The organism is Citrobacter sp. Cs237 (assembly GCF_030332325.1).
GTDB lineage: Bacteria > Pseudomonadota > Gammaproteobacteria > Enterobacterales > Enterobacteriaceae > Citrobacter_A > Citrobacter_A sedlakii.
Window position 1 is genome coordinate 1 of sequence record NZ_JAOWIB010000094.1, and the last position, 24,671, is coordinate 24,671.

23 protein-coding genes and 2 tRNA genes are annotated in these 24,671 nt (G+C 55.5%); 11 read left to right on the forward strand and 14 right to left on the reverse strand.

From position 1 onward, the window contains the following. Positions 1-2: 2 nt before the first annotated feature. The 8 genes from OGY07_RS06900 to mltB form a co-directional block, all read right to left on the reverse strand. Positions 3-79: transfer RNA gene (locus OGY07_RS06900), tRNA-Arg, on the reverse strand. A gap of 3 nt (positions 80-82) precedes the next feature. After that, positions 83-175, reverse strand: a tRNA-Ser gene (locus OGY07_RS06905). A gap of 304 nt (positions 176-479) precedes the next feature. Beyond that, complete coding sequence (csrA, locus tag OGY07_RS06910; protein ID WP_000906486.1) at positions 480-665, reverse strand: carbon storage regulator CsrA; 186 nt, start codon at positions 663-665, stop codon at positions 480-482. Positions 666-1,028: 363 nt separating this feature from the next. Further along, positions 1,029-3,656 (reverse strand): alanine--tRNA ligase, encoded by a 2,628-nt coding sequence (alaS, locus tag OGY07_RS06915; protein ID WP_060569427.1) that lies wholly within the window; start codon positions 3,654-3,656, stop codon positions 1,029-1,031. 215 nt (positions 3,657-3,871) lie between these two features. Next, positions 3,872-4,372: a recombination regulator RecX gene (gene recX, locus OGY07_RS06920; protein ID WP_042288556.1), complete on the reverse strand. Its 501-nt coding sequence runs from the start codon at positions 4,370-4,372 to the stop codon at positions 3,872-3,874. 114 nt (positions 4,373-4,486) lie between these two features. Further along, positions 4,487-5,548, reverse strand: a complete 1,062-nt coding sequence (recA, locus tag OGY07_RS06925; RefSeq protein WP_042288561.1) for a recombinase RecA — start codon at positions 5,546-5,548, stop codon at positions 4,487-4,489. Positions 5,549-5,640: 92 nt separating this feature from the next. Then, complete coding sequence (pncC, locus tag OGY07_RS06930; protein ID WP_060569425.1) at positions 5,641-6,138, reverse strand: nicotinamide-nucleotide amidase; 498 nt, start codon at positions 6,136-6,138, stop codon at positions 5,641-5,643. Positions 6,139-6,339: 201 nt separating this feature from the next. Further along, a complete protein-coding gene (gene mltB / locus OGY07_RS06935) occupies positions 6,340-7,419 on the reverse strand; it encodes a lytic murein transglycosylase B (protein WP_286599558.1) in 1,080 nt (359 codons plus the stop codon). A 265-nt stretch (positions 7,420-7,684) separates the two neighbouring features. On the opposite strand from mltB, the gene srlA reads away from it, so the two are divergent. From srlA to OGY07_RS06975, 8 genes are all read left to right on the forward strand, one after another. Then, the gene (gene srlA, locus OGY07_RS06940; RefSeq protein WP_042288566.1) at positions 7,685-8,248 is read left to right on the forward strand and encodes a PTS glucitol/sorbitol transporter subunit IIC; all 564 of its coding nucleotides are present in this window, start codon (positions 7,685-7,687) and stop codon (positions 8,246-8,248) included. After that, entirely contained in the window at positions 8,245-9,219 is a 975-nt protein-coding gene (srlE, locus tag OGY07_RS06945) for a PTS glucitol/sorbitol transporter subunit IIB (RefSeq protein ID WP_042288569.1), read from the forward strand. The genes srlA and srlE overlap by 4 nt, the downstream gene beginning before the upstream one ends. A gap of 11 nt (positions 9,220-9,230) precedes the next feature. Beyond that, positions 9,231-9,593 carry a PTS glucitol/sorbitol transporter subunit IIA gene (gene srlB, locus OGY07_RS06950; RefSeq protein ID WP_042288572.1) on the forward strand — a complete coding sequence of 121 codons (363 nt, stop codon included), beginning with the start codon at positions 9,231-9,233 and terminating at the stop codon, positions 9,591-9,593. Positions 9,594-9,603: 10 nt separating this feature from the next. Further along, positions 9,604-10,383 carry a sorbitol-6-phosphate dehydrogenase gene (srlD, locus tag OGY07_RS06955; protein ID WP_042288575.1) on the forward strand — a complete coding sequence of 260 codons (780 nt, stop codon included), beginning with the start codon at positions 9,604-9,606 and terminating at the stop codon, positions 10,381-10,383. A 105-nt stretch (positions 10,384-10,488) separates the two neighbouring features. Then, on the forward strand, positions 10,489-10,848 hold the full coding sequence (gene gutM / locus OGY07_RS06960) for a transcriptional regulator GutM (protein WP_199957118.1): 360 nt from the start codon (positions 10,489-10,491) through the stop codon (positions 10,846-10,848). Between the two features lie 68 nt (positions 10,849-10,916). Then, complete coding sequence (gene srlR, locus OGY07_RS06965) at positions 10,917-11,690, forward strand: glucitol operon DNA-binding transcriptional repressor SrlR (RefSeq protein WP_042288582.1); 774 nt, start codon at positions 10,917-10,919, stop codon at positions 11,688-11,690. After that, entirely contained in the window at positions 11,683-12,648 is a 966-nt protein-coding gene (gutQ, locus tag OGY07_RS06970; RefSeq protein WP_042288584.1) for an arabinose-5-phosphate isomerase GutQ, read from the forward strand. Before srlR ends, gutQ begins: the two co-directional genes overlap by 8 nt. Before the next feature lie 424 nt (positions 12,649-13,072). Beyond that, positions 13,073-13,555, forward strand: coding sequence for an Hcp family type VI secretion system effector (locus OGY07_RS06975; RefSeq protein WP_181822641.1), 483 nt, complete (start codon positions 13,073-13,075; stop codon positions 13,553-13,555). A 21-nt stretch (positions 13,556-13,576) separates the two neighbouring features. On the opposite strand, the gene OGY07_RS06980 is transcribed toward OGY07_RS06975, so the two are convergent. The 3 genes from OGY07_RS06980 to norR all read right to left on the reverse strand — a co-directional run bounded on the left by OGY07_RS06980 (position 13,577) and on the right by norR (position 15,982). After that, the gene (locus tag OGY07_RS06980) at positions 13,577-13,894 is read right to left on the reverse strand and encodes a DUF1493 family protein (RefSeq protein ID WP_060569422.1); all 318 of its coding nucleotides are present in this window, start codon (positions 13,892-13,894) and stop codon (positions 13,577-13,579) included. Next, positions 13,894-14,346 carry an STM2901 family protein gene (locus OGY07_RS06985; RefSeq protein WP_286599572.1) on the reverse strand — a complete coding sequence of 151 codons (453 nt, stop codon included), beginning with the start codon at positions 14,344-14,346 and terminating at the stop codon, positions 13,894-13,896. The genes OGY07_RS06980 and OGY07_RS06985 overlap by 1 nt, the downstream gene beginning before the upstream one ends. A gap of 118 nt (positions 14,347-14,464) precedes the next feature. Continuing rightward, on the reverse strand, positions 14,465-15,982 hold the full coding sequence (gene norR / locus OGY07_RS06990) for a nitric oxide reductase transcriptional regulator NorR (RefSeq protein ID WP_269535634.1): 1,518 nt from the start codon (positions 15,980-15,982) through the stop codon (positions 14,465-14,467). Positions 15,983-16,169: 187 nt separating this feature from the next. Here norR and norV point away from each other — a divergent pair, with 187 nt between their 5' ends. Beyond that, positions 16,170-17,615: an anaerobic nitric oxide reductase flavorubredoxin gene (gene norV, locus OGY07_RS06995; RefSeq protein WP_199957120.1), complete on the forward strand. Its 1,446-nt coding sequence runs from the start codon at positions 16,170-16,172 to the stop codon at positions 17,613-17,615. Further along, positions 17,612-18,745, forward strand: coding sequence for an NADH:flavorubredoxin reductase NorW (norW, locus tag OGY07_RS07000; protein ID WP_286599577.1), 1,134 nt, complete (start codon positions 17,612-17,614; stop codon positions 18,743-18,745). Before norV ends, norW begins: the two co-directional genes overlap by 4 nt. 103 nt (positions 18,746-18,848) lie before the next feature. Here the strand turns inward: norW and hypF are convergent, their stop codons facing one another. The 3 genes from hypF to OGY07_RS07015 form a co-directional block, all read right to left on the reverse strand. Then, positions 18,849-21,092 carry a carbamoyltransferase HypF gene (gene hypF / locus OGY07_RS07005; protein ID WP_205612268.1) on the reverse strand — a complete coding sequence of 748 codons (2,244 nt, stop codon included), beginning with the start codon at positions 21,090-21,092 and terminating at the stop codon, positions 18,849-18,851. Between the two features lie 140 nt (positions 21,093-21,232). Further along, a complete protein-coding gene (hydN, locus tag OGY07_RS07010) occupies positions 21,233-21,778 on the reverse strand; it encodes an electron transport protein HydN (protein WP_042288595.1) in 546 nt (181 codons plus the stop codon). 145 nt (positions 21,779-21,923) lie between these two features. After that, positions 21,924-22,937, reverse strand: a complete 1,014-nt coding sequence (locus tag OGY07_RS07015) for a LacI family DNA-binding transcriptional regulator (protein WP_060569416.1) — start codon at positions 22,935-22,937, stop codon at positions 21,924-21,926. 265 nt (positions 22,938-23,202) lie between these two features. Here OGY07_RS07015 and ascF point away from each other — a divergent pair, with 265 nt between their 5' ends. Continuing rightward, a complete protein-coding gene (gene ascF / locus OGY07_RS07020; RefSeq protein ID WP_042288601.1) occupies positions 23,203-24,657 on the forward strand; it encodes a PTS cellobiose/arbutin/salicin transporter subunit IIBC in 1,455 nt (484 codons plus the stop codon). The last annotated feature ends 14 nt before the right edge of the window (positions 24,658-24,671 follow it).

The window sequence follows — 24,671 nt, forward strand, 5'->3', positions numbered from 1 at the left end:
GATGGTGCATCCGGGAGGATTCGAACCTCCGACCGCTCGGTTCGTAGCCGAGTACTCTATCCAGCTGAGCTACGGATGCAAATGGCGGTGAGGCGGGGATTCGAACCCCGGATGCAGCTTTTGACCGCATACTCCCTTAGCAGGGGAGCGCCTTCAGCCTCTCGGCCACCTCACCACACGCCTCTTACGAGTGCGTCGAAGAACATGTTTCTGCTCATCGTCGCTGCGTGGCGCACATATTACTTTCTGGGACTTATAAGTCAAACAATTTTTCCTGCGCTTTTATCGTTTGCACACTTCACGCTCAATTAGTCTGCAAAAACGGCAAAAAGGGTGTTTTATCAACAAACAAATCGGTTTACATGGACTCTGGCTGCCCCGACAACCCCAGGAACACGCTCAGATGATAGAGATAGAAAACAAGGAAAACACAGGAAGGACAGGTTGCGTCTCACCCATCCAGATGAGACGCGGAAACCTTAGTAACTGGACTGCTGGGATTTTTCAGCCTGGATACGCTGGTAGATCTCTTCACGATGGACAGAAACTTCTTTCGGGGCGTTTACGCCGATGCGTACCTGGTTGCCCTTCACCCCTAAAACTGTCACGGTGACCTCATCGCCAATCATGAGGGTCTCACCAACTCGACGAGTCAGAATCAGCATTCTTTGCTCCTTGAAAGATTAAAAGAGTCGGGTCTCTCTGTATCCCGGCATTATCCATCATATAACGCCAAAAAGTAAGCGATGACAAACACATTACATGTAAGCAGTCACGGCATCACATTCTGTTAAACCTAAGTTTAGCCGATATACACAACTTCAACCTGACTTTATCGTTGTCGACAACGTTGATGCAAACGCCGCGGAGTAGCTGTCCGCGGCATCGGCTAACGCTTATACACCTCATCCTTCAAGCTGCCTCTGCGTTGGCAGCGCGCATTTCCCCCGGTCGCCTACTCGCTGTTCGCTCCCGGGACGCATTCACTTGCCGCCTTGACGTAGCATGAATGATTTTGTGTATATATTTTATAGTTTTGCGCTGACCCAGGCTTGCACACTGGCTAACGCTGCAGGCAGAGCAGCCGCGTCCGTACCACCGGCTTGCGCCATGTCCGGACGACCACCACCCTTACCGCCCACCTGCTGAGCGACCATACCTACCAGTTCCCCTGCTTTGACACGGTCGGTCACGTCCTTAGACACGCCAGCAATCAGAGAAACCTTACCTTCTGCCGCCGTAGCCAGCACGATAATGGTGGAACCCAGCTGATTTTTCAGATCATCAACCATGGTACGCAGCATTTTCGGCTCGACGCCGGCAAGCTCACTCACCAACAGCTTAACGCCATTGATATCAACCGCCTTGCTGGAAAGATTCGCACTTTCCTGCGCGGCAGCCTGTTCTTTCAGCTGCTGAAGCTCTTTCTCCAGTTGACGGGTACGTTCCAGTACGGAACGAACTTTATCGCCCAGATTCTGGCTGTCGCCCTTCAGCAGATGCGCAATTTCGCTTAAACGATCGCTTTGAGCGTGAACGGAAGCAATGGCGCCTTCACCCGTTACCGCTTCGATACGACGAACGCCCGCTGCGGTACCCGACTCGGAAACAATACGGAACAAGCCAATGTCACCGGTGCGACTGGCGTGCGTACCACCGCAAAGCTCGGTAGAGAAATCGCCCATGCTCAGCACGCGAACACGCTCGTCATATTTCTCACCAAACAGCGCCATCGCGCCTTTCGCTTTAGCGGCGTCCAGATCCATCACATTTGTTTCCACCGGCAGGTTACGGCGGATCTGCGCATTCACCAGATCTTCGACCGCACGAATCTCCGACGGTTTCATCGCTTCGTTATGAGAAAAATCAAAACGCAGCAGTTTGTCGTTCACCAGCGAACCTTTCTGCGCAACGTGCGTGCCCAAAACCTGGCGCAGCGCGGCGTGCATCAGGTGCGTCGCCGAGTGATTCAGACGAATACGATCGCGACGCGCTTCATCCACGTCAGCCTGTACTGCATCGCCCACTTTCAGAGAACCCGCAGACAACGTGCCGAGATGACCGATCGCCTGACCATATTTTTGCGTGTCGCTGACAGCAAAGGCAAAGCCTGCGCCTTTCAGTTCGCCTTTATCACCAACCTGACCGCCGGACTCGGCATAGAATGGCGTCTGGTCCAGAACCACAACCGCGTCCTGACCGGCGTTGATTGCGTCAACCGCTTTGCCATCCACAAACAGTGCGGTGACCTTGCCGTTCAGTTCCAGATGGTCGTAGCCTTTAAACTCAGATGCGCTGTCTACGCGGATCATCGCGTTATAGTCAGCGCCAAAGCCGCTGGCTTCACGGGCGCGACGCCGTTGTTCTTCCATCGCCGCTTCAAAACCCGCTTCATCCACTTTGATGTTGCGCTCGCGGCAAACGTCTGCCGTCAGGTCAACCGGGAAGCCGTAGGTATCGTACAGACGGAAAGCCGTTTCACCGTCCAGCGTGTCGCCCGTCAACTTCGCCAGTTCTTCGTCCAACAGCGCCAGACCGCGCTCCAGAGTACGGGCAAATTGCTCTTCTTCGGTTTTCAGCACCTGCTCAACCTGAGCCTGCTGGCGCTTCAATTCTTCACCCGCCGATCCCATGACGTCAATCAGCGGACCGACCAGCTTGTAGAAGAACGTCTCTTTCGCGCCAAGCATGTTGCCATGGCGCACCGCACGACGAATGATGCGGCGCAGCACGTAGCCGCGGTTTTCGTTCGACGGCATCACGCCATCGGCGATCAGGAATGCGCAGGAACGAATGTGGTCGGCGATAACGCGCAGCGACTTGTTGCTCAGGTCGGCGGCGCCGGTCACTTTCGCCACCGCCTCAATCAGCGTGCGGAACAGGTCGATTTCATAGTTCGAGTTAACGTGTTGCAGAACTGCGGCAATACGTTCCAGCCCCATACCGGTATCGACTGACGGCTTCGGCAGCGGCTCCATTGTGCCGTCAGCCTGGCGGTTAAACTGCATAAAGACGATATTCCAGATCTCAATGTAGCGATCGCCGTCTTCTTCCGGGCTGCCCGGAGGCCCCCCCCAAATGTGATCGCCGTGGTCGTAGAAGATCTCGGTGCACGGACCGCATGGACCGGTATCACCCATCTGCCAGAAGTTGTCGGACGCATAGGCCGCACCTTTATTGTCGCCAATGCGAATAATGCGTTCGCGTGGAATACCGACTTCTTTTTCCCAGATTTCATAGGCTTCGTCGTCTGTTTCATAGACGGTCACCCACAGACGCTCTTTCGGCAGGGCGAACCAGTTTTCACCGGTCAGCAGTTCCCATGCATACTGGATGGCATCGTGTTTGAAATAGTCGCCGAAGCTGAAGTTGCCCAGCATTTCGAAGAAGGTGTGGTGACGCGCAGTGTAACCGACGTTTTCCAGGTCATTGTGCTTACCGCCCGCGCGCACGCAGCGCTGGGAAGTGGTCGCGCGGGAATAATTACGCTTGTCGAGGCCAAGGAAAACATCCTTGAACTGATTCATCCCGGCGTTGGTAAACAACAAAGTGGGGTCATTGTTTGGTACCAGGGAGCTGCTGGCAACTACCTGATGTCCCTTACTATGGAAAAAGTCGAGAAACGCCTGACGGATCTCAGCGGTGCTCTTGCTCATAATTATCCTGAAATCAAGCTACACGTCATCTTTCAAACCGCCTCTGTACTGGCTGCGAGCTTCCTCGCCTGCCGCCCTGATGCGGCTTGAATGACGTTGTGTATTTAAGGAATATTCGTCGCGAACGCAGGTTACCGCAAAGCAACCCACGCCCGAACGGAAAAAGTGGGAATAAGATAAGTTTTCTTTAGTGGGAAGTAAAATCCCGTATGCGCTCAATCGTCAAAATTTCGCCATATCTCCTGGATATCCTCCATCAGATAGCCGCGATAGAGTAGAAAGCGCTGTATTTTTACCTTTTCTGAAAATGCCGCGGGCAGCGGTTCGCCGTATTTGCGGGTAGCCTGATCGCGCGCGAGGGTACACCAGTCAATTTCACATTCGCGCAGCGCCTTTTCGATAGCTTCCCGGGCAATGCCTTTCTGGTTGAGTTCCTGGCGGATGCGCGCCGGGCCATACCCTTTCCGGCTACGGCTGGCGATAAAGCGCGAAACGAAGCGGCTGTCATCCAGATACCCGTGCTCATGGCACCAGGCTACCACCCGTTCGTAATCCTCTGCCGTGGCCTCAATCTCCTCGGGGCCGTTTTTCCCCATGACCGGCGCGGCCAGTTTGCGGCGTAACTCCTGTTCGCTGTGATCGCGCACAGCCAGAATGCGGACAGCGCGATCGAGCAGGCGGGCATAAACGGGTCGGCGTGGTGTCGGTTCGCTCATAACTCCCTTCAGATTCAGCAATGCAAAAGGGCCGCATAAATGCAGCCCTTGAGTGTAACTTAACCTTTTGCCGAATGGCGGTTTCGCGCGATCCGGCTTACGGTCGCCTGAAGATTAAAAATCTTCGTTGGTTTCTGCAACACCTTCACCGTCATCAACGGAGAAATCTGGCGTCGAGTCCTGGTTGTTGAGCAGCAGCTCGCGAACCTTTTTCTCGATCTCTTTCGCGGTAGCCGGATTTTCTTTCAACCAGGCGGTCGCATTCGCTTTACCCTGCCCGATTTTCTCACCGTTGTAGCTGTACCAAGCACCGGCTTTCTCAATCAGCTTCTCTTTGACGCCCAGGTCAACCAGTTCGCCATAGAAGTTGATGCCTTCACCGTAGAGGATCTGGAACTCTGCCTGTTTGAACGGTGCGGCGATTTTGTTCTTCACCACTTTCACGCGGGTTTCGCTACCCACCACGTTATCGCCCTCTTTCACCGCGCCGATACGGCGGATGTCCAGACGAACAGAGGCGTAGAATTTCAGCGCGTTCCCCCCGGTAGTGGTTTCCGGGTTACCGAACATAACGCCAATTTTCATACGGATCTGGTTGATGAAGATCAGCAGCGTGTTGGACTGCTTCAGGTTACCCGCCAGCTTACGCATCGCCTGGCTCATCATACGCGCCGCGAGGCCCATGTGAGAGTCGCCGATTTCACCTTCGATTTCCGCTTTCGGCGTCAGGGCCGCGACGGAGTCGACAACGATAACGTCTACAGCGCCAGAGCGCGCCAGCGCATCACAGATTTCCAGCGCCTGTTCGCCAGTGTCCGGCTGAGAACACAGCAGGTTGTCAATATCAACGCCCAGCTTGCGCGCATAGATTGGATCCAGCGCATGTTCCGCATCGATAAACGCACAGGTTTTCCCTTCACGCTGCGCAGCGGCAATCACCTGCAGCGTCAGGGTGGTTTTACCGGAAGATTCCGGCCCGTAGATTTCGACGATACGGCCCATTGGCAGACCGCCCGCGCCGAGTGCGATATCCAGAGAAAGCGATCCGGTCGGGATGGTTTCCACATCCATAGAGCGGTCTTCACCCAGACGCATGATGGAGCCTTTACCAAATTGCTTTTCAATTTGGCCCAGTGCTGCCGCCAACGCTTTCTGTTTGTTTTCGTCGATAGCCATTAACTACTCCTGTCATGCCGGGTTCCGCTTGCGCTTAACCGGATAGTGAATTCTGTACTGTTGAAACAATTATACTGTATGCTCATACAGTATCAAGTGTTTTGTAGAAATTGTTGCCACAGCGTACGTAACGCATAGAGGGTCGCCTGTCGCCGCACGGCATCGCGATCGCCACTGAAGCATTCCCGCCGGGTAATCCCCTCTCCGCGCGCGCTGGCGAAAGCGAACCAGACAGTGCCGACGGGCTTCTCTTCACTGCCACCATCCGGCCCGGCAATGCCGCTGATTGAAACCGCATAATCAGCGCGGGCGGCTTTCAGCGCGCCTATCGCCATTTCTACTACCACCGGTTCACTGACCGCGCCATGTTGGGCAAGCGTCTCTTCCCGTACGCCGATCATTTGCGCTTTCGCTTCATTACTGTAAGTGACAAAACCGCGTTCAAACCAGGCGGAGCTGCCAGCAATATCCGTAATGGCCTTCGCCACCCAGCCGCCCGTACAGGATTCCGCTGTTGTCACCGTCGCGCCGCGCGCGTTTAACGCCATTCCGACCTGTTCGCTTAACTGCATCAGTTCACTGTCAGTCATTTCGGCCTCTGTCAGTTAAAAATCCTGCCGGACAAGATAGCACTTTCCCACCCGAGATGGGGACGAGGTGATGATTTTACGAGGGGGATTCAGAAAAAACGTCCAGGTTTAACAGGCGGAGACAGCATTGCCTTATCCGGCCAACAGCAAGCCGGGTGAGCCGGATAAGTTGTCAGGGCCGCCATCCGGCAGCCAGGACGATTACTGGACCCGCGCCAGCGCTACCGCCTGTCCTAACTGCCAGACCGCCATCGCATAATGGGTACTATGGTTGTAACGGGTAATCGCGTAGAAGTTTGGCAGGCCGTACCAGTACTGATACCCGGTGCCAATATCCAGACGTAACAAGCTTGCTTCGCGATGGTTACCCAACGGCTGCTGCGGCGTTAAGCCCACGGCGGCAAGCTGCGACACGCTGTATTTTGTTTTGAAGCCATTGGCCAGTCCCGGCGCCTGACCGTTGGCCATCACCGCCACCGTATCGCCTTTCACCCAGCCGTGTGCTTTAAAGTAGTTCGCTACGCTGCCGATGGCATCGACCGGATCCCAAAGATTGATATGGCCGTCGCCGTTAAAGTCCACCGCGTACTCTTTATAGGACGACGGCATAAACTGACCGTAACCCATGGCCCCGGCGAAAGACCCTTTCAGATCCAGCGGATCGTCTTGTTCGTTGCGCGCCATCAACAGGAAGGTTTCCAGCTCGCCAGAGAAATACGCCGCGCGGCGCGGATAGTTGAAGGAGAGCGTCGCCAGCGCGTCAAGAATGCGCGTTTTCCCCATTACGCGGCCCCAGCGGGTTTCTACGCCGATAATGCCGACGATGATTTCCGGCGGCACGCCATACACCTGCCAGGCGCGGTTGAGCGCATCTTCATACTGATTCCAGAATGCCACGCCGTTTTGCACGTTATCCGGCGTTATGAACTGTTTGCGATAACGCAGCCATGCGCCGTTAGGGCCGGCTGGCGGCTGCGTGGTCGGCGCCTGCCTGTCCATCAGGCGCAGCACATAATCCAGGCGTTTCGCCTGCGACAGGATCTCCTGCAACTGTTGGCGATCAAAGCCATGTTTGCTGACCATCTTATCGATGAACTGCTGCGCATTGGGGTTATTGGCAAAATCGCCGCCCATCTGCATGACATTGTGCTGAGGCTTAAGCAGGAAGCCGCCAGACGGCGTCCCGGTGGTCGTTTGAGTCTCTTGCGGTTTCGGTTTGCTGCTACAGGCAGCCAGTAACACAAAAAGGGGAAATAACGCTACATAACGACGCTTGAACATGTGACATCCATTAACCAGATTCAGCCAGAGGGAAGTATGGTAAAGCATCCTCCGTCCCACAAGGAAGCGCGAGACGCGCTCCTTCACATAATTTACCTGTTCGCCCCCTTTACTCCTTCTTTTTCTGTTCCGATTCGCACATAAACTTTCAATTTAAAATATTTTACTTTCATTTTGAGATCAAAATAACACTTTTAAATCTTTCAATCTGATTAAAATAAATCACCAATTGGCAAGATAACAACAATCCCTACAGGAGAGAACAATGATCGACACCATTACACATGGAGCAGAGTGGTTCATCGGGCTGTTCCAGAAAGGCGGAGAAGTGTTTACCGGCATGGTGACCGGCATTCTTCCGCTGCTAATAAGCCTGCTGGTCATCATGAACGCGCTGATCAACTTTATCGGCCAGCAGCGTATAGAACGTTTTGCCCAACGCTGCGCCGGAAATCCGCTGTCCCGTTACCTGATTCTGCCGTTCATCGGTACGTTTGTGTTCTGTAACCCTATGACCCTGAGTCTTGGTCGTTTTATGCCAGAGAAATACAAGCCCAGCTATTACGCGGCGGCCTCCTACAGTTGCCACTCGATGAACGGCCTGTTTCCGCATATCAACCCCGGCGAACTGTTCGTTTATCTGGGCATCGCCAGCGGTTTAACCACGCTTGGCCTGCCCCTCGGCCCGCTTGCGGTGAGCTATCTGCTGGTTGGCCTGGTGACTAACTTCTTCCGCGGCTGGGTCACCGATCTCACCACCGCGATTTTCGAGAAAAAAATGGGTATCCAGCTTGAGCAGAAAGTGCATCTTTCAGGAGCAACATCATGACGCGTATTCGTATCGAAAAAGGCACCGGCGGCTGGGGCGGCCCGCTTGAACTGGATGTCGTCGCAGGTAAAAAAATCGTCTATATCACCGCGGGCACGCGCCCGGCGATTGTCGACAAACTGGCAAGCCTGACCGGCTGGCAGGCGGTCGATGGCTTTAAAGAGGGCGAACCGCCGGAAGCGGAGATTGGCGTGGCGATCATTGACTGCGGCGGCACCCTGCGCTGCGGAATTTACCCGAAACGCCGTATTCCAACGGTAAACATTCACTCCACGGGGAAATCGGGGCCGCTGGCCCAGTACATCGTCGAAGACATTTACGTCTCCGGCGTGAAAGAAGAAAACATTAGCGCGATCGGCGATGCAGAAGCTGCGCCGCAACCGACAAGCGCCACGCCTCCGGGACGTGATTACGACCCCCATAAAAAGATCACCGAACAGAGCGACGGCCTACTGGCGAAAGTCGGCATGGGAATGGGCTCAGCGGTAGCCGTTCTGTTTCAGTCTGGTCGCGACACCATCGACACGGTACTGAAAACCATTCTGCCGTTTATGGCGTTCGTCTCCGCCCTCATCGGCATCATCATGGCGTCGGGACTTGGCGACTGGATCGCCCACGGTCTGGCGCCGCTAGCCAGCCATCCGCTGGGGCTGGTGACACTGGCGCTGATCTGCTCCTTCCCGCTGTTGTCGCCGTTCCTCGGCCCGGGCGCAGTGATCGCCCAGGTGATCGGCGTCCTGATCGGCGTGCAAATTGGTCTGGGCAATATTCCGCCGCACCTGGCGCTGCCAGCGCTGTTCGCCATTAACGCCCAGGCGGCCTGCGACTTTATTCCGGTTGGCCTGTCGCTGGCGGAAGCCCGTCAGGATACGGTGCGCGTCGGCGTGCCGTCGGTACTGGTCAGTCGCTTTCTGACCGGCGCGCCAACGGTACTGATCGCCTGGTTTGTATCCGGCTTTATTTATCAATAAGAGGTGTTGAGATGACCGTCATTTACCAGACCACAATTACCCGCATTGGCCAGAGCGCGCCGGATGCGCTGTGCGACCAGATGCTGATTACCTTCCGCGAAGGCGCGCCGGCGGATATCGAAGAGTTTTGCTTTATCCATTGCCATGGCGAACTGAACGGCACGCTGCAACCCGGCGCGCAATGTGAACTGGGTCAGCATCGCTATCCGGTCACCGCCGTCGGCAGCGTGGCGGAACAGAATTTACGTGAACTGGGGCATATCACCCTGCGCTTCGACGGACTGAACGAAGCGGAATTTCCCGGCACCGTGCACGTCGCGGGCCCCGTACCGGACGATATCGCGCCGGGCTGTATTTTGAAGTTTGTCGCTTAAGGAGAGAAAAATGAATCAGGTTGCCGTTGTCATTGGCGGAGGACAAACCCTGGGGGCGTTCCTGTGCCATGGGCTTGCAGCAGAAGGGTATCGCGTGGCGGTTGTCGATATTCAAAGTGATAAGGCCGCCAACGTCGCGCAGGAGATCAACGCCGAATATGGTGAAGGTATGGCTTACGGCTTCGGCGCCGACGCCACCAGCGAACAGAGCGTTCTTGCGCTCTCTCGCGGCGTGGATGAAATCTTTGGGCGCGTGGATCTGCTCGTCTACAGCGCGGGGATCGCGAAAGCGGCGTTTATCAGTGACTTCCAGCTGGGCGATTTTGACCGCTCATTACAGGTGAATCTGGTCGGATATTTCCTCTGTGCGCGTGAATTTTCCCGTCTGATGATTCGTGACGGTATTCAGGGACGCATTATTCAGATCAACTCTAAGTCCGGTAAAGTCGGCAGTAAGCATAACTCCGGCTACAGCGCGGCGAAGTTCGGCGGCGTCGGATTAACCCAGTCGCTGGCGCTGGATCTGGCGGAATACGGCATTACCGTACATTCGCTGATGCTGGGCAACCTGCTGAAGTCGCCAATGTTTCAGTCGCTACTGCCGCAGTACGCCACCAAGCTTGGCATTAAGCCGGACGAGGTGGAACAGTATTATATCGATAAAGTCCCGCTCAAACGCGGCTGCGATTATCAGGATGTCCTGAACATGCTGCTGTTCTATGCCAGCGCGAAAGCGTCATACTGTACCGGACAATCAATCAACGTCACTGGCGGACAGGTGATGTTCTGATAGTCACATAGCCCGGTGGCGCTACGCTTACCGGGCCTGCAAACCCCGGGTCTGTTAGCCGGATAAGGCGTCACCGCCATCCGGCATTCACGTAAGGAGCACACGATGGTTTCCGCACTGATTACCGTCGCCGTTATCGCCTGGTGCGTTCAACTGGTACTGGGCGGCTGGCAAATCGCCCGTTTCAACCGCGCGTTTGACCAGCTATGCCTGCAAGGCCGGGTTGGCGTAGGACGTTCAGGCGGACGTTTTAAGCCTCGCGTCGTGGTCGCCATCGCGCTCGACAAAAATCAGCGCGTAACCGATACGTTGTTTATGAAAGGACTGACAGTATTCGCCAGACCAATAAAAATTCCTGCCCTGCAGGGTAAACATCTTAATGAATTACAGCCTGATGTGATCTTTCCCCATGATCCGCTGTCGCAGAATGCACTATCATTGGCGCTTAAACTGAAACATGGATAATTTCGTTGTGAATGCTAATAGCTTGCGAAATTATCATTTCGAAACTTCAATTCAGGGTAATCACGCCTATGAAACCTCGTCAGCGTCAGGCTGCCATTCTGGAGCATTTGCAAAAGCAGGGGAAATGCTCGGTTGAGGAACTGGCCCAGTACTTTGACACCACGGGCACCACCATTCGCAAGGATTTGGTCATTCTGGAAAATGCCGGTACCGTCATTCGCACCTATGGCGGCGTAGTGTTAAACAAAGAAGAATCCGATCCGCCTATCGATCACAAGACGTTGATCAATACGCATAAAAAAGAACGCATCGCCGAAGCGGCTGTCAGGTTTATCCATGATGGCGATTCGATCATTCTGGATGCCGGAAGCACCGTATTACAGATGGTGCCAATGCTCACCCGCTTCAGCAATATCACCGTCATGACCAACAGCCTCCATATTGTTAACGCCTTGTCAGAGCTGGACAATGAACAAACCATCCTGATGCCCGGCGGCACCTTTCGTAAAAAATCTGCGTCATTTCACGGTCAGTTGGCAGAGAACGCCTTTGAGCAGTTCAGTTTTGATAAACTCTTTATGGGCACCGACGGCATTGACCTCGACGCAGGCGTCACCACCTTTAACGAGGTCTACACCGTCAGCAAAGCGATGTGTAACGCCGCGCGCGAAGTCATACTGATGGCCGACTCGTCGAAGTTTGGCCGCAAAAGTCCCAACGTTGTTTGCAGTCTGGAGAGCGTCGATAAGCTGATTACCGATGCCGGTATCGATCCGGCGTTTCGTCAGGCGCTGGAAGAAAAAGGGATAGACGTGATCATAACCGGAGAAACCAATGAGTGATGCACTACTGAACGCTGGCCGTCAAACACTGCTGCTGGAACTGCAGGAAGCCAGCCGCCTGCCGGAACGCCTGGGTGACGATTTTGTTCGCGCTGCCAACACCATTATCCACTGTGAAGGCAAAGTGATTGTCTCGGGTATTGGCAAGTCCGGGCATATCGGCAAAAAAATCGCCGCAACCCTCGCCAGCACCGGCACCCCTGCCTTTTTCGTTCATCCGGCGGAAGCGCTACACGGCGATCTCGGGATGATAGAAAGCCGGGACGTGATGCTATTTATCTCCTATTCGGGCGGCGCTAAAGAGCTGGATCTGATCATCCCGCGCCTGGAAGACAAATCCATTACCCTGCTGGCGATGACCGGCAAGCCGAACTCACCGCTGGGTCTGGCGGCCAAAGCCGTTCTGGACATTTCGGTCGAACGGGAAGCCTGCCCGATGCACCTGGCCCCCACGTCCAGCACGGTGAACACCCTGATGATGGGCGACGCGCTGGCAATGGCGGTGATGCAGGCGCGCGGCTTCAATGAAGAGGATTTTGCCCGCTCGCATCCGGCGGGAGCGCTCGGGGCGCGTCTGCTGAATAAGGTGCATCATTTGATGCGGCGCGACGACGCGGTGCCGCAGGTTCAGTTGTCCACCAGCGTGATGGATGCCATGCTCGAATTAAGCCGTACCGGACTCGGCCTGGTCGCCGTCTGTGACGCGCAAATGCAGGTCAAAGGCGTCTTTACCGACGGCGACCTGCGCCGCTGGTTAGTGGGCGGCGGCGCGCTGACCACGCCAGTCAGCGAAGCGATGACCCACAATGGCATTACGCTTCAGGCCGACAGTCGCGCTATCGACGCCAAAGAAATCCTGATGAAACGCAAAATCACCGCCGCGCCGGTGGTTGATGAAAACGGCAAGCTCACCGGCGCCATCAACCTGCAGGATTTCTACCAGGCCGGGATACTGTAGCTGCTTTTATTTTTCAGGCTGCAAATTACATCAGAGTATGCGATTTGCAAGTCCTGATGGGCTTAAAGGATATGATTCACCGGGATTACCCTGTTATGTCCTTGAGCAGTCTATTGTGCGCCGCGGAGATACCGCGGCCATACTCAGTATTACCGCTGAGGTATTAGCTGAAATTGACCTCAGTTTTCTAAAAGTGAACTTAAAAGATTAAAACAAATAATTTAACCTGGTTATACATTTGTGGGAAAACATCTATTTGCATTGCATCTAATGCTTATGTTTATAATAAGAAGAATTAATTTTTACTTCTGAGTAATAACAATGAATATTGCTCACATCAATAAATTACATTCTTTCATGAAAAATAAATATGATTCATATTTTTGAGTACGCAAATTCCAGCATGCTAAAAAAGGAGAAATAAATGCCAATCCCAGCTTATATGTGGCTTAAGGACGATGGCGGCGCTTTAATTAAAGGTGGCGTAGATGTTAAAGACAGGGACTACACAATTGAAGTTAAAGGATTTCACCATAACCTCATGATCCCTACTGACAACGCAACCGGCAAAGTAACCGGGACACGCATGCATTCACCGATGCTCATCGTAAAAGATTTCGACTGCTCCAGCCCTTATCTCTATAAGGCCGTAGCAACCGGGCAAAAACTCCAGTCCGCAGAAATTAAATGGTACCGTATTAACGATGCCGGAATGGAAGCTGAATACTTCAACATGTTACTTGAAGGAGTGCGTATTGTGTCTATTTCCCCAGCGATGGCCACAGGAAATAACCTAAATGAGAACCACATGGAAACCGTGGAAATGCGTTACGAGAAAATCACCTGGAAGCACAACGACGGAAACATTATTTTCACTGACTCCTGGAATGACCGACAGACAGTCTAAGCATATGGGGCAGAACGCCCCTTAATCATACAACCAGCGGCCAGCCTTTGCGGATTCAATGATCATTTCAAGGGTGAGCGATTTAAGCTGCCGCCCAACCCATTCCTTTTTGCGCTTCCACTGCCACCAGTACAGTTCCGGCATAAAGTAGTTGTCCAAATTAAAATTACTGTGCTCGATGCCATAGCGGGTGAACAGGTCAATGAGCATATCTTCGAGATCTTCTGGCACAAAATTAAAGTATTCCTGCAGCGTCCACTCTTTCTGAGCAGGGCGTTTGCGCTCGCTGTAGTTCTCGGTGACGTAACTTAAAAATTCTTGTTCATCAGGTAATAGCATTAGAAATAGGTCCATGCGATCCGATCCTTCGGCCGCGCTATCTGGTTGTATTTGTTTCTCGTCTCTTTGGCAACAAGGGCAAAAATAATGACTGCCTGAGCATAGCCTACATATGGAACGGCTCTGCCTACTGCTGAGCCAATCTTGTTTGTATAACTTTTTCTGCCCATGCCGATAGTGGTTTCGACTCTCAATCCATCCGGAAAGTGGGCATCTTTAAAAATCCGACGGGCTAGTTTAGAGGCTACGCTGGTGCGAGAACCTGTCGCCCCCAAAACCTGCCGTTTAGGCAGCAGAGGTAGCCCCGCCAAAATAGTAGCGGCGGTTTCAACTGATACTCCCAAATGGTTTGCAAGCCCTTCCGCAAAGATAAGCCAGAATAACTCCGTTGGCGTTACGTTCTCGTTGCCGTGATAAAAATATGTGCCGCCCAGTTCTTCTACTGTATCCATCTCTTCATCCCTGTTAGTCGCTTGCAATACAATAAGTCCTTATAACTACCAGATACACTGTTGTATTAAACAAGCACTATAAAAATGTGAATCGGACCAGAACGTCCCCGCGCGTACTCTAACTTTTCAACCCCAGACGCTTCGCCAGCCGGTGCAGGTTGGCGACGTCCATTTCTAACGCCCGGGCGCTGGCCGCCCAGTTGTGATGATGCTGCGCCAGCGCACGACGGATCGTCTCGCGCTGAAACGACTCGGTAGCATCACGCAGATTAACCGCCTGCGGCATCTCCGGCGCAACGTCTGTTTGCGAAGCGGGGACATCGTCCAGGCGAGCGAAATGCTGCGCTTCCAGCACCACTTCATCCCCTGCCCGTGTCGCCCGCGCCAGCACCACTGCGCGGTGAATCGCATGCTCCAGCTCGCGGACGTTACCCGGCCAGGCATAGTTCAGCAGATAATTTCGCGCCCCCGGACTCAGCGCCACCCGGGAAAGTCCCAGCCGCAACCGGCACTGCTCGCAGAAATAGCCCGCCAGCAGCACCGCATCCTCCCCGCGCTCGCGCAGCGGGGGAACGGACAGCGGAAAAACGCTCAGGCGGTGGAACAAGTCAGCACGAAAGCGCCCTGCCATCACCTCTTCGCGCAGGTCGCGGTTGGTAGCCGCCAGTACGCGTACGTCCACCCGTAGACTGCGATCGTCGCCAACCCGCTGAATATCGCCGTACTGCAAGACGCGCAAAAGTTTGGCCTGCAAGGCCAATGACAGCTCGCCGATCTCATCCAGAAACAGCGTGCCGTTATCGGCCATTTCAAATTTCCCGCTACGGTTGCTGATGGCCCCGGTAAACGCGCCTTTGACATGACCAAACAGTTCGCTCTCCGCCACGCTTTCCGGCAACGCGGCACAGTTCAGATACACCAGCGGATTTACCGCGCGCGGCGAACCTTCATGAATCGCTTTTGCCACCAGCTCTTTCCCGGTACCCGTTTCGCCGCTGATCAGAACGTTGAGATCGGACGCCGCCACAATCTCAATCTCTTTTTTCAACTGCATCATGCCGGGCGACAGGCCAATCATCTGCGTCTCTTTTACCTGGCCGAAATCGGTCGTCGAACCGGGCAGCATATTCTGGCTTTCCAGCTGTTCTATCAGCAGCGCATTGCTGAGCGCGCCAGCGGCCAGCGCGGCGATAAGGCGGAGCTCCTCATCGCTGAAAACGTCAAACTGGTCGGGCTCCATACCATCAAGAGTCAGCGCGCCGATCAGGTTTTGCCCGGCAAACAGCGGCAGGCCGATGCAGGCATGCACTTTTAAACTCTCCTGACCGGGAATCAGCCCATCGTAGGGGTCAGGCAGATCGCTGTCTGCGGGAAAACGCACCACGTCCCCGGCGCGGGCGATGGCTTCCAGACGCGGGTGACCTTCCAGGGTAAAGCGCCTGCCCAACACGTCCTGCGCCAGACCGTCGATCGCCAGCGGAATAAACTGGCGCGCCTCATAACGCAGCAGCGCGGAAGCATCGCACTCCAGCACCTGGCGTAGCGTGGTTATCAGGCGCTGAAAGCGATCCTGATGCCCGACGCCGCGCTGTAATTCGATGGCGATCCCCGCCAGTACGTCAACGGAAAAACTCATGGCTACCTCATTGTCATTTTGACAATACATAATGTCATATTGACATCATTAATCATAGTCTTTTTGACTATCACTATAAATATAAAAACTAACAAATCATTAAAAATCAAAGAGATAAATAGTTGGCACGTAACCTGCAATAAGCAAAGCAACACTTTTGAACAACGCTGAATTAATTGAGGTTGCTATGTCTATTCTGGTTAAAAATAACATTCATTGGGTTGGTCAACGTGACTGGGAAGTACGCGATTTTCACGGCACCGAATACAAAACGCTGCGCGGCAGCAGCTATAACAGCTATCTGATTCGCGAAGAAAAAAACGTACTGATCGACACCGTTGATCATAAATTCAGCCGCGAATTCGTACAGAATTTACGGGGTGAAATTGACCTTGCGGATATCGATTACATCATTATTAACCACGCGGAAGAAGATCATGCCGGGGCGTTGACGGAGCTAATGACTCAGATCCCGGACACGCCAATCTACTGCACCGCCAACGCCATCGATTCGATCACCGGCCATCACCATCATCCGGAATGGAACTTTAAGGTAGTGAAAACTGGCGACACACTGGATATCGGCAACGGCAAACAGCTGATCTTCGTCGAAACCCCGATGCTGCATTGGCCGGACAGTATGATGACCTACATGACCGGCGATGCGGTGTTGTTCAGTAACGACGCCTTCGGCCAGCACTACTGCGACGAACGTCTGTTCAATGATGAAGTGGATCAAACCGAACTGTTTGAACAGTGCCAACGCTACTACGCTAACATCCTGACGCCGTTCAGCCGCCTGGTGACGCCCAAGATCACTGAAATCCTCGGCTTTAACCTGCCGGTCGATATGATCGCTACCTCCCACGGCGTGGTCTGGCGCGATAATCCCACGCAAATCGTTGAGCTGTATCTGAAATGGGCAGCAGACTACCAGGAAGATCGCATCACTATCTTCTATGACACCATGTCCAACAATACCCGCATGATGGCGGATGCCATCGCCCAGGGGATTAACGAAGTTGACCCAAACGTGGCGGTAAAAATCTTTAACGTCGCCCGCAGTGACAAAAATGAAATCCTGACCAACGTCTTCCGATCCAAAGGCGTACTGGTCGGTACCTCGACGATGAATAATGTGATGATGCCAAAAATCGCCGGACTGGTGGAAGAGATGACCGGCTTGCGCTTTCGTAACAAGCGCGCCAGCGCTTTTGGTTCTCACGGCTGGAGCGGCGGCGCGGTTGATCGTCTCTCTACCCGCCTGCAGGATGCCGGCTTTGAGATGTCCCTGAGCCTGAAGGCGAAATGGCGTCCGGATCTGGACGCGCTGGAACTGTGCCGTCAGCACGGGCGCGACATTGCCCGTCAGTGGGCGCTCGCACCGCTGCCGGAAGCCGCGCCGAAAGCGGTAGCAGCAGAAAGCGCGCCAGTTGAAGCCCCTGCGACCGCCGATCTCGGCCCCTGCATGCAGTGCAGCGTCTGCCAGTGGATCTACGACCCGGAAAAAGGTGAGCCGCTGCAGGACGTCGCACCGGGTACGCCGTGGAGTGAGGTTCCGGACAACTTCCTGTGCCCGGAATGCTCATTAGGTAAGGACGTGTTCGACGAGCTGGCGACGGAGGCAAAATGAACCGGGGAATCGTTATCATTGGTTCGGGCTTTGCCGCCCGCCAGTTAGTGAAAAACATCCGTAAACAGGACGCGGAAATCCCGTTAACCCTGATTGCCGCCGATAGCATGGACGAGTACAACAAACCCGATCTCAGCCATGTGATAAGCCAGTCGCAACGCGCCGACGATCTCACCCGCCAGTCGGCGGGCGAGTTTGCCGAACAGTTCAACCTGCGCCTGTTCCCGCATACCTGGGTGACCGACATCGATGCCGACGCCCACGTGGTGAAAAGTCAGGATAAGCAATGGCAGTATGAAAAGCTGGTTCTTGCCACGGGCGCGGCAGCCTTTGTTCCGCCCGTCCCGGGACGTGAGTTAATGCTCACGTTAAACAGCCAGCAAGAATACCGCGCCTGTGAAACGCAGTTGCGCGACGCCCAGCGGGTGCTGATTGTCGGGGGAGGTCTTATCGGCAGCGAATTAGCGATGGATTTTTGCCGTGCGGGCAAGGCGGTCACGCTGATCGACAACGCCGCCAGCCTTCTCGCCTCGCTGATGCCGCCGGAAGTAAGCAGTCGCTTACAGCACCGGCTTACCGACATGGGCGTGCATCTGCTGCTGAAGTCTCAGTTACAGCGTCTGGAAAAAACCGCCACCGGTATTCGCGCCGCGCTGGATCGCGAACGCAGCATCGAAGTGGATGCCGTGATTGCCGCCACCGGCCTGCGACCGGAAACCGCGCTGGCGCGCCGCGCCGGTGTGAACGTGAATCGCGGCGTCTGCGTGGATACCTGTCTGCAAACCAGCAACGCGGATATTTATGCCATTGGCGACTGCGCAGAAATCAACGGTCAGGTACTGCCATTCCTGCAACCAATACAGCTTAGCGCAATGTACCTGGCGAAAAACCTGCTCGGCGGCAACGCGCCGCTGAAACTGCCCGCCATGCTGGTAAAAGTCAAAACCCCGGAACTGCCGCTGCATCTTGCCGGAGAAACCCAGCGACGCGATCTCGCCTGGCAGATCAGCGCGGAATCCGACGGAATGGTGGCAAAGGGGATGAACGAGGAAGGGCAACTTTGCGCCTTTGTCGTGAGCGAAGACCGCATGAAAGAGGCCTTCGCCCTGCTGAAATCGTTGCCGGCGTAACGCCTGCCGCGCCCTCCGGCCACAATGCCCCTGCTTTATTAACCTCACGAACACGGACGTTCATTATTGCTTGTTGCTTTGCCCCGGCAGTCCCGGGGCTTTTTTATTTATGCCGCGCCAGCCAGCGCGCCGCCGCAATTACGCCCTGCCCAAACGAAAGTCCGCCATCGCCCGCCGGGAGCTGCTGCGGAAACAGCAGATTAAAATCAGACAGGTGAACCATCAGTCGCGCCCGCAACAAACGGTTGTGCATCACGCCGCCGCTAAAGACCAACGTGGAGATCCCCCGCGCAGTGGCCTGCTTGCGCATCATCGTGGCAAACCCTTGCGCCAGCGCGTCATGGAATGCCCATGCGCGTTCTGCCTGCGGGGCTTGCCAGTCCAGCCATTGCCGCCAGAAGGTCGCCAGATCCAACAGGTTTCCGCTCAACGGTAACGTCACCGGATGTGAAACATCGTCGCACTGAACGGCCAGCGCTTCCAGCGCACAGGCGGCTTCGCCTTCATAGCTGAGCGACGTGGGCGCGCAGCCCAACGCCGCCGCTACAGCGTCAAATAAGCGACCACAGGAAGAGGCCAGCGGCGCGTTGATCCCTCGCTCAATGGCGCGGGCTAGCACGGGCCAGTTCTGCTGCTGCGCCGCGGCGGTTTCTGGCGACTGCTGCCAGTCAGGAACAAACTGCAGGCACTGGGCGAGCAGATTGCGCCAGGGTTGAATCGCGGCGAGATCGCCCCCCGGCAGCGCCACGGCTGGCAGCCCGCCGAGATGTTCACAGTCCTGGTAATTTACCCGCAGACATTCGCCGCCCCACAGCGCGCCCGCCTCTCCCATGCCGATACCGTCCAGGGTCAGGGCGATAACATCGCCGCCGTCCAGCGGCCAGCCGTGTTCGGCCAGACAGGCCGCCGCATGGGCGTGATGATGAAGCACCGTTTCCGTCGGCAACGCCATCTCGCCAGCCCACTGGCTGGAGACATAACCCGGATGGGCATCGCAAACCAGCCTCTGGGGCGTAAAGTCGTAGATGTTCTGGATCAAGCGCAGCGCCTCGCGCCACTGGCTCTGGATGCCATCATCGCTCAGATCGCCCAGATGTTGGCTGAGAACCGCCTGCCCGCCACGCACCAGACAGAAGGTATTTTTCAGATCCGCCCCCAGGCACAACATCGGCGGCAGGTCGCGAAATCCCGGCGGCAGCGTCAGCGCGTCCGGCACATACCCGCGCGAACGCCGCAGCATTTCACCGCTTTCGCGTACCACCGAATCGTCCATTCGCTGCACAATGTCGCGGTTATGCAGCAGGAATCCGTCGGCGATGGCCTGCAAATCATCCAGCGCCTGCGTATTGGTGATGGCTGGCGGCTTGCCGCTAAGGTTGCCGGAGGTCATGACCAGCGGAAAACCCAGTTCCTGTAACAGCAGATGTTGCAACGGATTGGCTGGCAGCATGACTCCCACTTCGTTGAGGCCGGGGGCTATGGCCTCGCATAATGCAGCCACGTGCCGTTTGTCGATCAGCACAATCGGTGCGGCGGGCGTGCGCAACACGTTGCGCGCCGCTTCCGGCAGACCGCGATCGTCAGGCAACATCACCGCCAGCGGTTTCGCCGGACGACGCTTACGCATGCGTAGCGTGGCCACCGCCCGGGAATTTCGTGCGTCGCAAGCCAGATGAAATCCGCCAATGCCCTTAACGGCAACGATTCCCCCCGCTTTCAGCACGTTGACCGCCGTTATCAGCGCGGCGTCTTTTTCTGCACGTTCTTCGCCGCTCCGCCATTCAAGGTGCGGACCGCAGGCCGGACACGCCACCGGCTGGGCGTGAAAGCGACGGTCATGGGGATCGCGGTACTCTTTTTCACATGCTGGACACAGCGGAAAGGCCGCCATGACGGTGTAAGGACGGTCGTAGGGCATCGCGCGAATAATCGTAAAGCGCGGACCACAGTGCGTACAGTTGATGAAGGGATAACGGTAGCGCCGTTCGCCAGGCGCGTTCATTTCCGCCAGACATTCCGGGCAGGTCGCCGCATCGGGCACGATCTGCGTGTTCATGGCGCCGCCCGCGCTTTGTCGGATGGTAAATTCCGCAGGAGGCAGCGACCAGGTAAACGGCTCTCTCTCTACGCTGTCAATGCGCGCCAGCGGAGGACAATGTTTGTGAAGCGCGGTGATAAACACTGCGGGGTCTTCCAGCAAACGCACCACCACGCCGTCGCCATCGTTGCAGACATCGCCATGCAACTGCAGATGCTGCGCCAGTTGCCAGACAAAAGGGCGAAATCCAACGCCCTGCACTTTGCCCCGAATGCGCAGCGCTACGCCAGCATGGTTGATTGTTTCCATCGTCTTCTCTCACCGTGATCCGCACTGTACCGGAAGGCGGCTTCGCCTCCTCCGGCCTACCTATTGTCGCGCTTGCGGGCCTGATAAACGCAGCGCCATCAGGCGTAAAAGCTGAACTATTTTACGCGGATTTTCAGCGATCAGAACAGCAAAGACGCAGAGGAATCCAGCGCGGCGCGGCGACGTTTTTCCGCACTGAGCTGCTCGAGCTTATTGCGGTCAACGCAAATCAGCGCATGGGTCGGGCAGGCTTCCATACACGCCGGTCCCGCTTCGCGGTGATGGCACAGGTCGCATTTGTTGGCTTCCGCTTTTTCCGCACGAACATTCAGCCCTGCTCCGCTGTTGCGAACAACCGGACGTACGACCACTTCCATCGCGCCATACGGACAGGCCACCACGCAGGTTTTACAACCAATGCAGCGCTCTTGCATCACGTGAACAAAGCCTTTGTCGCGGCTGATGGCGCCGTTCGGGCAGACATTGGCGCAGGGTGCGTCTTCGCACTGGCGGCACAGCGTCGCGGTAGAAACATTTACGCCTTTAATGACATGAATGCGGGGTAAAAAGGTTTCAGGGGTCAGGGACGCGCAGTCCTGGTTTTCCTGATGGGAGACCACGCAGGCCACTTCACAGGTACGGCAACCAATGCATTTATTGGCGTCTGCAATGATGAAACGGTTCATCAATTTCTCCAGCAATGACAGTTCGTGCGCCTGAGCATTCACAAATCATGCCAGTTTTTATCTTATTGTTATATATAACAATTTATAAAAATTAGCCCACCAGAAAGGTGTCATCGTCACGAATGACGATGACGGATGACAACCCTTACTGACCCGAGCGGGAAATCAGGGAATCACGTGGGATAAGCGTACCGGTAAAGGTCTTCGGCGGCGTGAACGCCCCGCCATCGAGCATAAAGATGAGACGCCCCATGGTTTCCTGAATCATCTCGGTCACCGGGATCTTCACGCTGGAAAGCGCCGGAAGGGTATACGGCGCCAACGCAATGTCATCGAAACCGATCACCGACACCTGCGCCGGTACCGCCAGCCCGCTGTCGTGTAGCTGCTTCATCGCGCCGATCGCCATGTCGTCATTACTGGCGACCAGCGCGGTAAAGGCCACATTGCGCGAAAGCAGCGTTTTTACCCCCGCCGCGCCGCAGGCTGGCGTCCATTTGCCTTTGACGATCAGTCGTTCGTCGACGGCGATACCGTGTCGGGTCAGCGCGTCTTTATAGCCTGACAAACGCTCAACCCCGGTGGGCGAATCCATCGAGCCGGTAATAAAGGCGATGTGCCGGTGCCCGGCAGCAATCAACTCCGCCACCGCGTTGAAACTGGTTTGCTTGTGATCGCACCAGACGCAGTGGCTGCTGTTTTTACGCAGCCGGCGGTTCAGCACCATAATCGGTTGCGAATGGCTATCGATGATCTCATCGATCTCATCGACGCTGAGAAAACGCGGATAAATCATGATCGCGTCGCAGCGCAAATCCAGCAGGTACTGAATCGCCTGGCGCTCTTCCCTGGCGCTGTGTTTACCATCGGCCAACAGCAACTGACGTCCTTTGTCCTCCGCCATCCGCGCGGTATGAAACAATAGCTCGCTAAAATAGACGCCATAATAAAGGGTATTGGTCACCACCAGGCCGAGCGTCTGGGTGGATTTCGCCGCCAGACTGCGCGCCAGAAGATTGGGACGATAACCGCTTTCTTCTACCGCCTGAAACACGCGATCTTTTGTCTCCTGGCTGACGTAGCCATTCCCTGAAAGCACCCGCGAAACCGTCGCTTTCGACACCCCGGCCCGCTTCGCTACCTCCAGCATCGTCGTCATATTTTATCTTCCTTTTCCCGCAATGTGACGCAGTGTACTGCACCGCTGCGTGGTTGTCCCAGATGGTAAAACAGAGGCAAAAAACATAAGTGACAAAAATCACATTTATGAAAAATAGTAATTTTTATCTATTGCCTAATAAATACAAACTATTCATGATTTTGTGGAACCGGTTTCTCATAAGCGTTTCATAACCGACGCTCGCTCACCCGACCGTACGGCATAAATTAAACGTACCCTACTGATAAAACAGGATAAAAATCCTATGTCAAAAAACTATGCAGCGCTGGCGCGCGCCGTGGTGACGGCTCTGGGCGGCGTCGACAATATCAGCGCAGTGACGCACTGCATGACGCGCCTGCGTTTCGTGATCAAAGATGATTCGCAGGTTGACGGCGCCACGTTGAAATCCATCAGCGGCGTACTCGGCGTTGTTCGCAGTGACAACCAGTGCCAGGTGATCATCGGCAATACCGTGTCCCAGGCTTATCGCGACGTCGTCAGCCTGCTGCCGGGCGAAATGCAGCCCGCAGAACCCGAAGGGAAACCGAAACTGACGCTGAAGCGGATAGGCGCGGGGATCCTTGATGCGCTGATCGGCACCATGTCGCCGCTGATCCCGGCGATTATCGGCGGATCGATGCTGAAACTGCTGGCCATGATCCTTGAGATGACTGGCGTACTGGAGAAAGGCTCCTCCACTCTGACACTTCTGACGGTGATTGGCGACGGCGCGTTCTTCTTCCTGCCGCTGATGGTCGCCGCGTCCGCCGCCATCAAATTCAAAACCAATATGTCGCTGGCCATCGCGATTGCGGGCGTGCTGGTGCATCCGAGCTTTATCGACCTGATGGCGAAAGCGGCGCAGGGCGAGCATGTGGAGTTTGCCCTGATCCCGGTCACGGCGGTGAAATATACCTATACGGTCATCCCGGCGCTGGTGATGACCTGGTGCTTGTCGTACATCGAACGCTGGGTCGATCGCATTACGCCTGCGGTCACCAAAAACTTCCTTAAACCGATGCTGATCGTGCTGATTGCCGCCCCGCTCGCTATCGTCCTGATCGGGCCGATTGGCATCTGGATCGGAAGCGCGATCTCTGCGCTGGTCTACACCATTCACGGCTATCTTGGCTGGCTCTCCGTCGCCATTATGGGGGCGCTCTGGCCGCTGCTGGTGATGACCGGGATGCACCGCGTTTTCACGCCGACCATCATTCAGACCATCGCCGAAACGGGCAAAGAAGGCATGGTGATGCCCTCTGAAATCGGCGCGAACCTGTCGTTGGGCGGCTCCTCCCTTGCCGTGGCATGGAAAACTAAAAACCCGGAGCTGCGCCAGACCGCGCTGGCCGCTGCCGCCTCCGCCATCATGGCGGGCATTTCCGAACCGGCGCTGTACGGCGTGGCGGTACGTTTGAAACGTCCGCTGATCGCAAGCCTTATTAGCGGCTTTATCTGCGGCGCGGTCGCCGGTATGGCGGGGCTCGCCAGCCACTCCATGGCGGCGCCAGGCCTGTTTACCAGCGTACAGTTCTTTGATCCTACCAATCCGATGACCATTGTCTGGGTGTTTGGCGTCATGGCGCTGGCGGTGGTGCTGTCATTCGTGCTGACGCTACTGCTCGGCTTTGAAGACCTCCCCGTTGAAGACGCTGCCGCGCAGGCGCGGAAACACCACGGCGCCCAACCGAACACTGCAAAAGAGGCCAGCGTCTGACTGGCATTAACTGA

Bases quoted from the DNA above. Each gene is read 5' to 3' on its own strand.
- OGY07_RS07015 (WP_060569416.1), bottom strand. From the start codon at position 22,937: ATGACGACGATGCTGGAGGTAGCGAAGCGGGCCGGGGTGTCGAAAGCG.
- norV (WP_199957120.1), top strand. From the start codon at position 16,170: ATGTCTATTCTGGTTAAAAATAACATTCATTGGGTTGGTCAACGTGAC.
- srlE (WP_042288569.1), top strand. From the start codon at position 8,245: ATGACGCGTATTCGTATCGAAAAAGGCACCGGCGGCTGGGGCGGCCCG.
- norW (WP_286599577.1), top strand. From the start codon at position 17,612: ATGAACCGGGGAATCGTTATCATTGGTTCGGGCTTTGCCGCCCGCCAG.
- recX (WP_042288556.1), bottom strand. From the start codon at position 4,372: ATGAGCGAACCGACACCACGCCGACCCGTTTATGCCCGCCTGCTCGAT.
- hydN (WP_042288595.1), bottom strand. From the start codon at position 21,778: ATGAACCGTTTCATCATTGCAGACGCCAATAAATGCATTGGTTGCCGT.
- pncC (WP_060569425.1), bottom strand. From the start codon at position 6,138: ATGACTGACAGTGAACTGATGCAGTTAAGCGAACAGGTCGGAATGGCG.
- OGY07_RS06975 (WP_181822641.1), top strand. From the start codon at position 13,073: ATGCCAATCCCAGCTTATATGTGGCTTAAGGACGATGGCGGCGCTTTA.
- ascF (WP_042288601.1), top strand. From the start codon at position 23,203: ATGTCAAAAAACTATGCAGCGCTGGCGCGCGCCGTGGTGACGGCTCTG.
- alaS (WP_060569427.1), bottom strand. From the start codon at position 3,656: ATGAGCAAGAGCACCGCTGAGATCCGTCAGGCGTTTCTCGACTTTTTC.
- recA (WP_042288561.1), bottom strand. From the start codon at position 5,548: ATGGCTATCGACGAAAACAAACAGAAAGCGTTGGCGGCAGCACTGGGC.
- gutM (WP_199957118.1), top strand. From the start codon at position 10,489: ATGGTTTCCGCACTGATTACCGTCGCCGTTATCGCCTGGTGCGTTCAA.
- hypF (WP_205612268.1), bottom strand. From the start codon at position 21,092: ATGGAAACAATCAACCATGCTGGCGTAGCGCTGCGCATTCGGGGCAAA.
- csrA (WP_000906486.1), bottom strand. From the start codon at position 665: ATGCTGATTCTGACTCGTCGAGTTGGTGAGACCCTCATGATTGGCGAT.
- srlB (WP_042288572.1), top strand. From the start codon at position 9,231: ATGACCGTCATTTACCAGACCACAATTACCCGCATTGGCCAGAGCGCG.
- gutQ (WP_042288584.1), top strand. From the start codon at position 11,683: ATGAGTGATGCACTACTGAACGCTGGCCGTCAAACACTGCTGCTGGAA.
- norR (WP_269535634.1), bottom strand. From the start codon at position 15,982: ATGAGTTTTTCCGTTGACGTACTGGCGGGGATCGCCATCGAATTACAG.
- srlD (WP_042288575.1), top strand. From the start codon at position 9,604: ATGAATCAGGTTGCCGTTGTCATTGGCGGAGGACAAACCCTGGGGGCG.
- OGY07_RS06980 (WP_060569422.1), bottom strand. From the start codon at position 13,894: ATGCTATTACCTGATGAACAAGAATTTTTAAGTTACGTCACCGAGAAC.
- srlA (WP_042288566.1), top strand. From the start codon at position 7,685: ATGATCGACACCATTACACATGGAGCAGAGTGGTTCATCGGGCTGTTC.
- srlR (WP_042288582.1), top strand. From the start codon at position 10,917: ATGAAACCTCGTCAGCGTCAGGCTGCCATTCTGGAGCATTTGCAAAAG.
- OGY07_RS06985 (WP_286599572.1), bottom strand. From the start codon at position 14,346: ATGGATACAGTAGAAGAACTGGGCGGCACATATTTTTATCACGGCAAC.
- mltB (WP_286599558.1), bottom strand. From the start codon at position 7,419: ATGTTCAAGCGTCGTTATGTAGCGTTATTTCCCCTTTTTGTGTTACTG.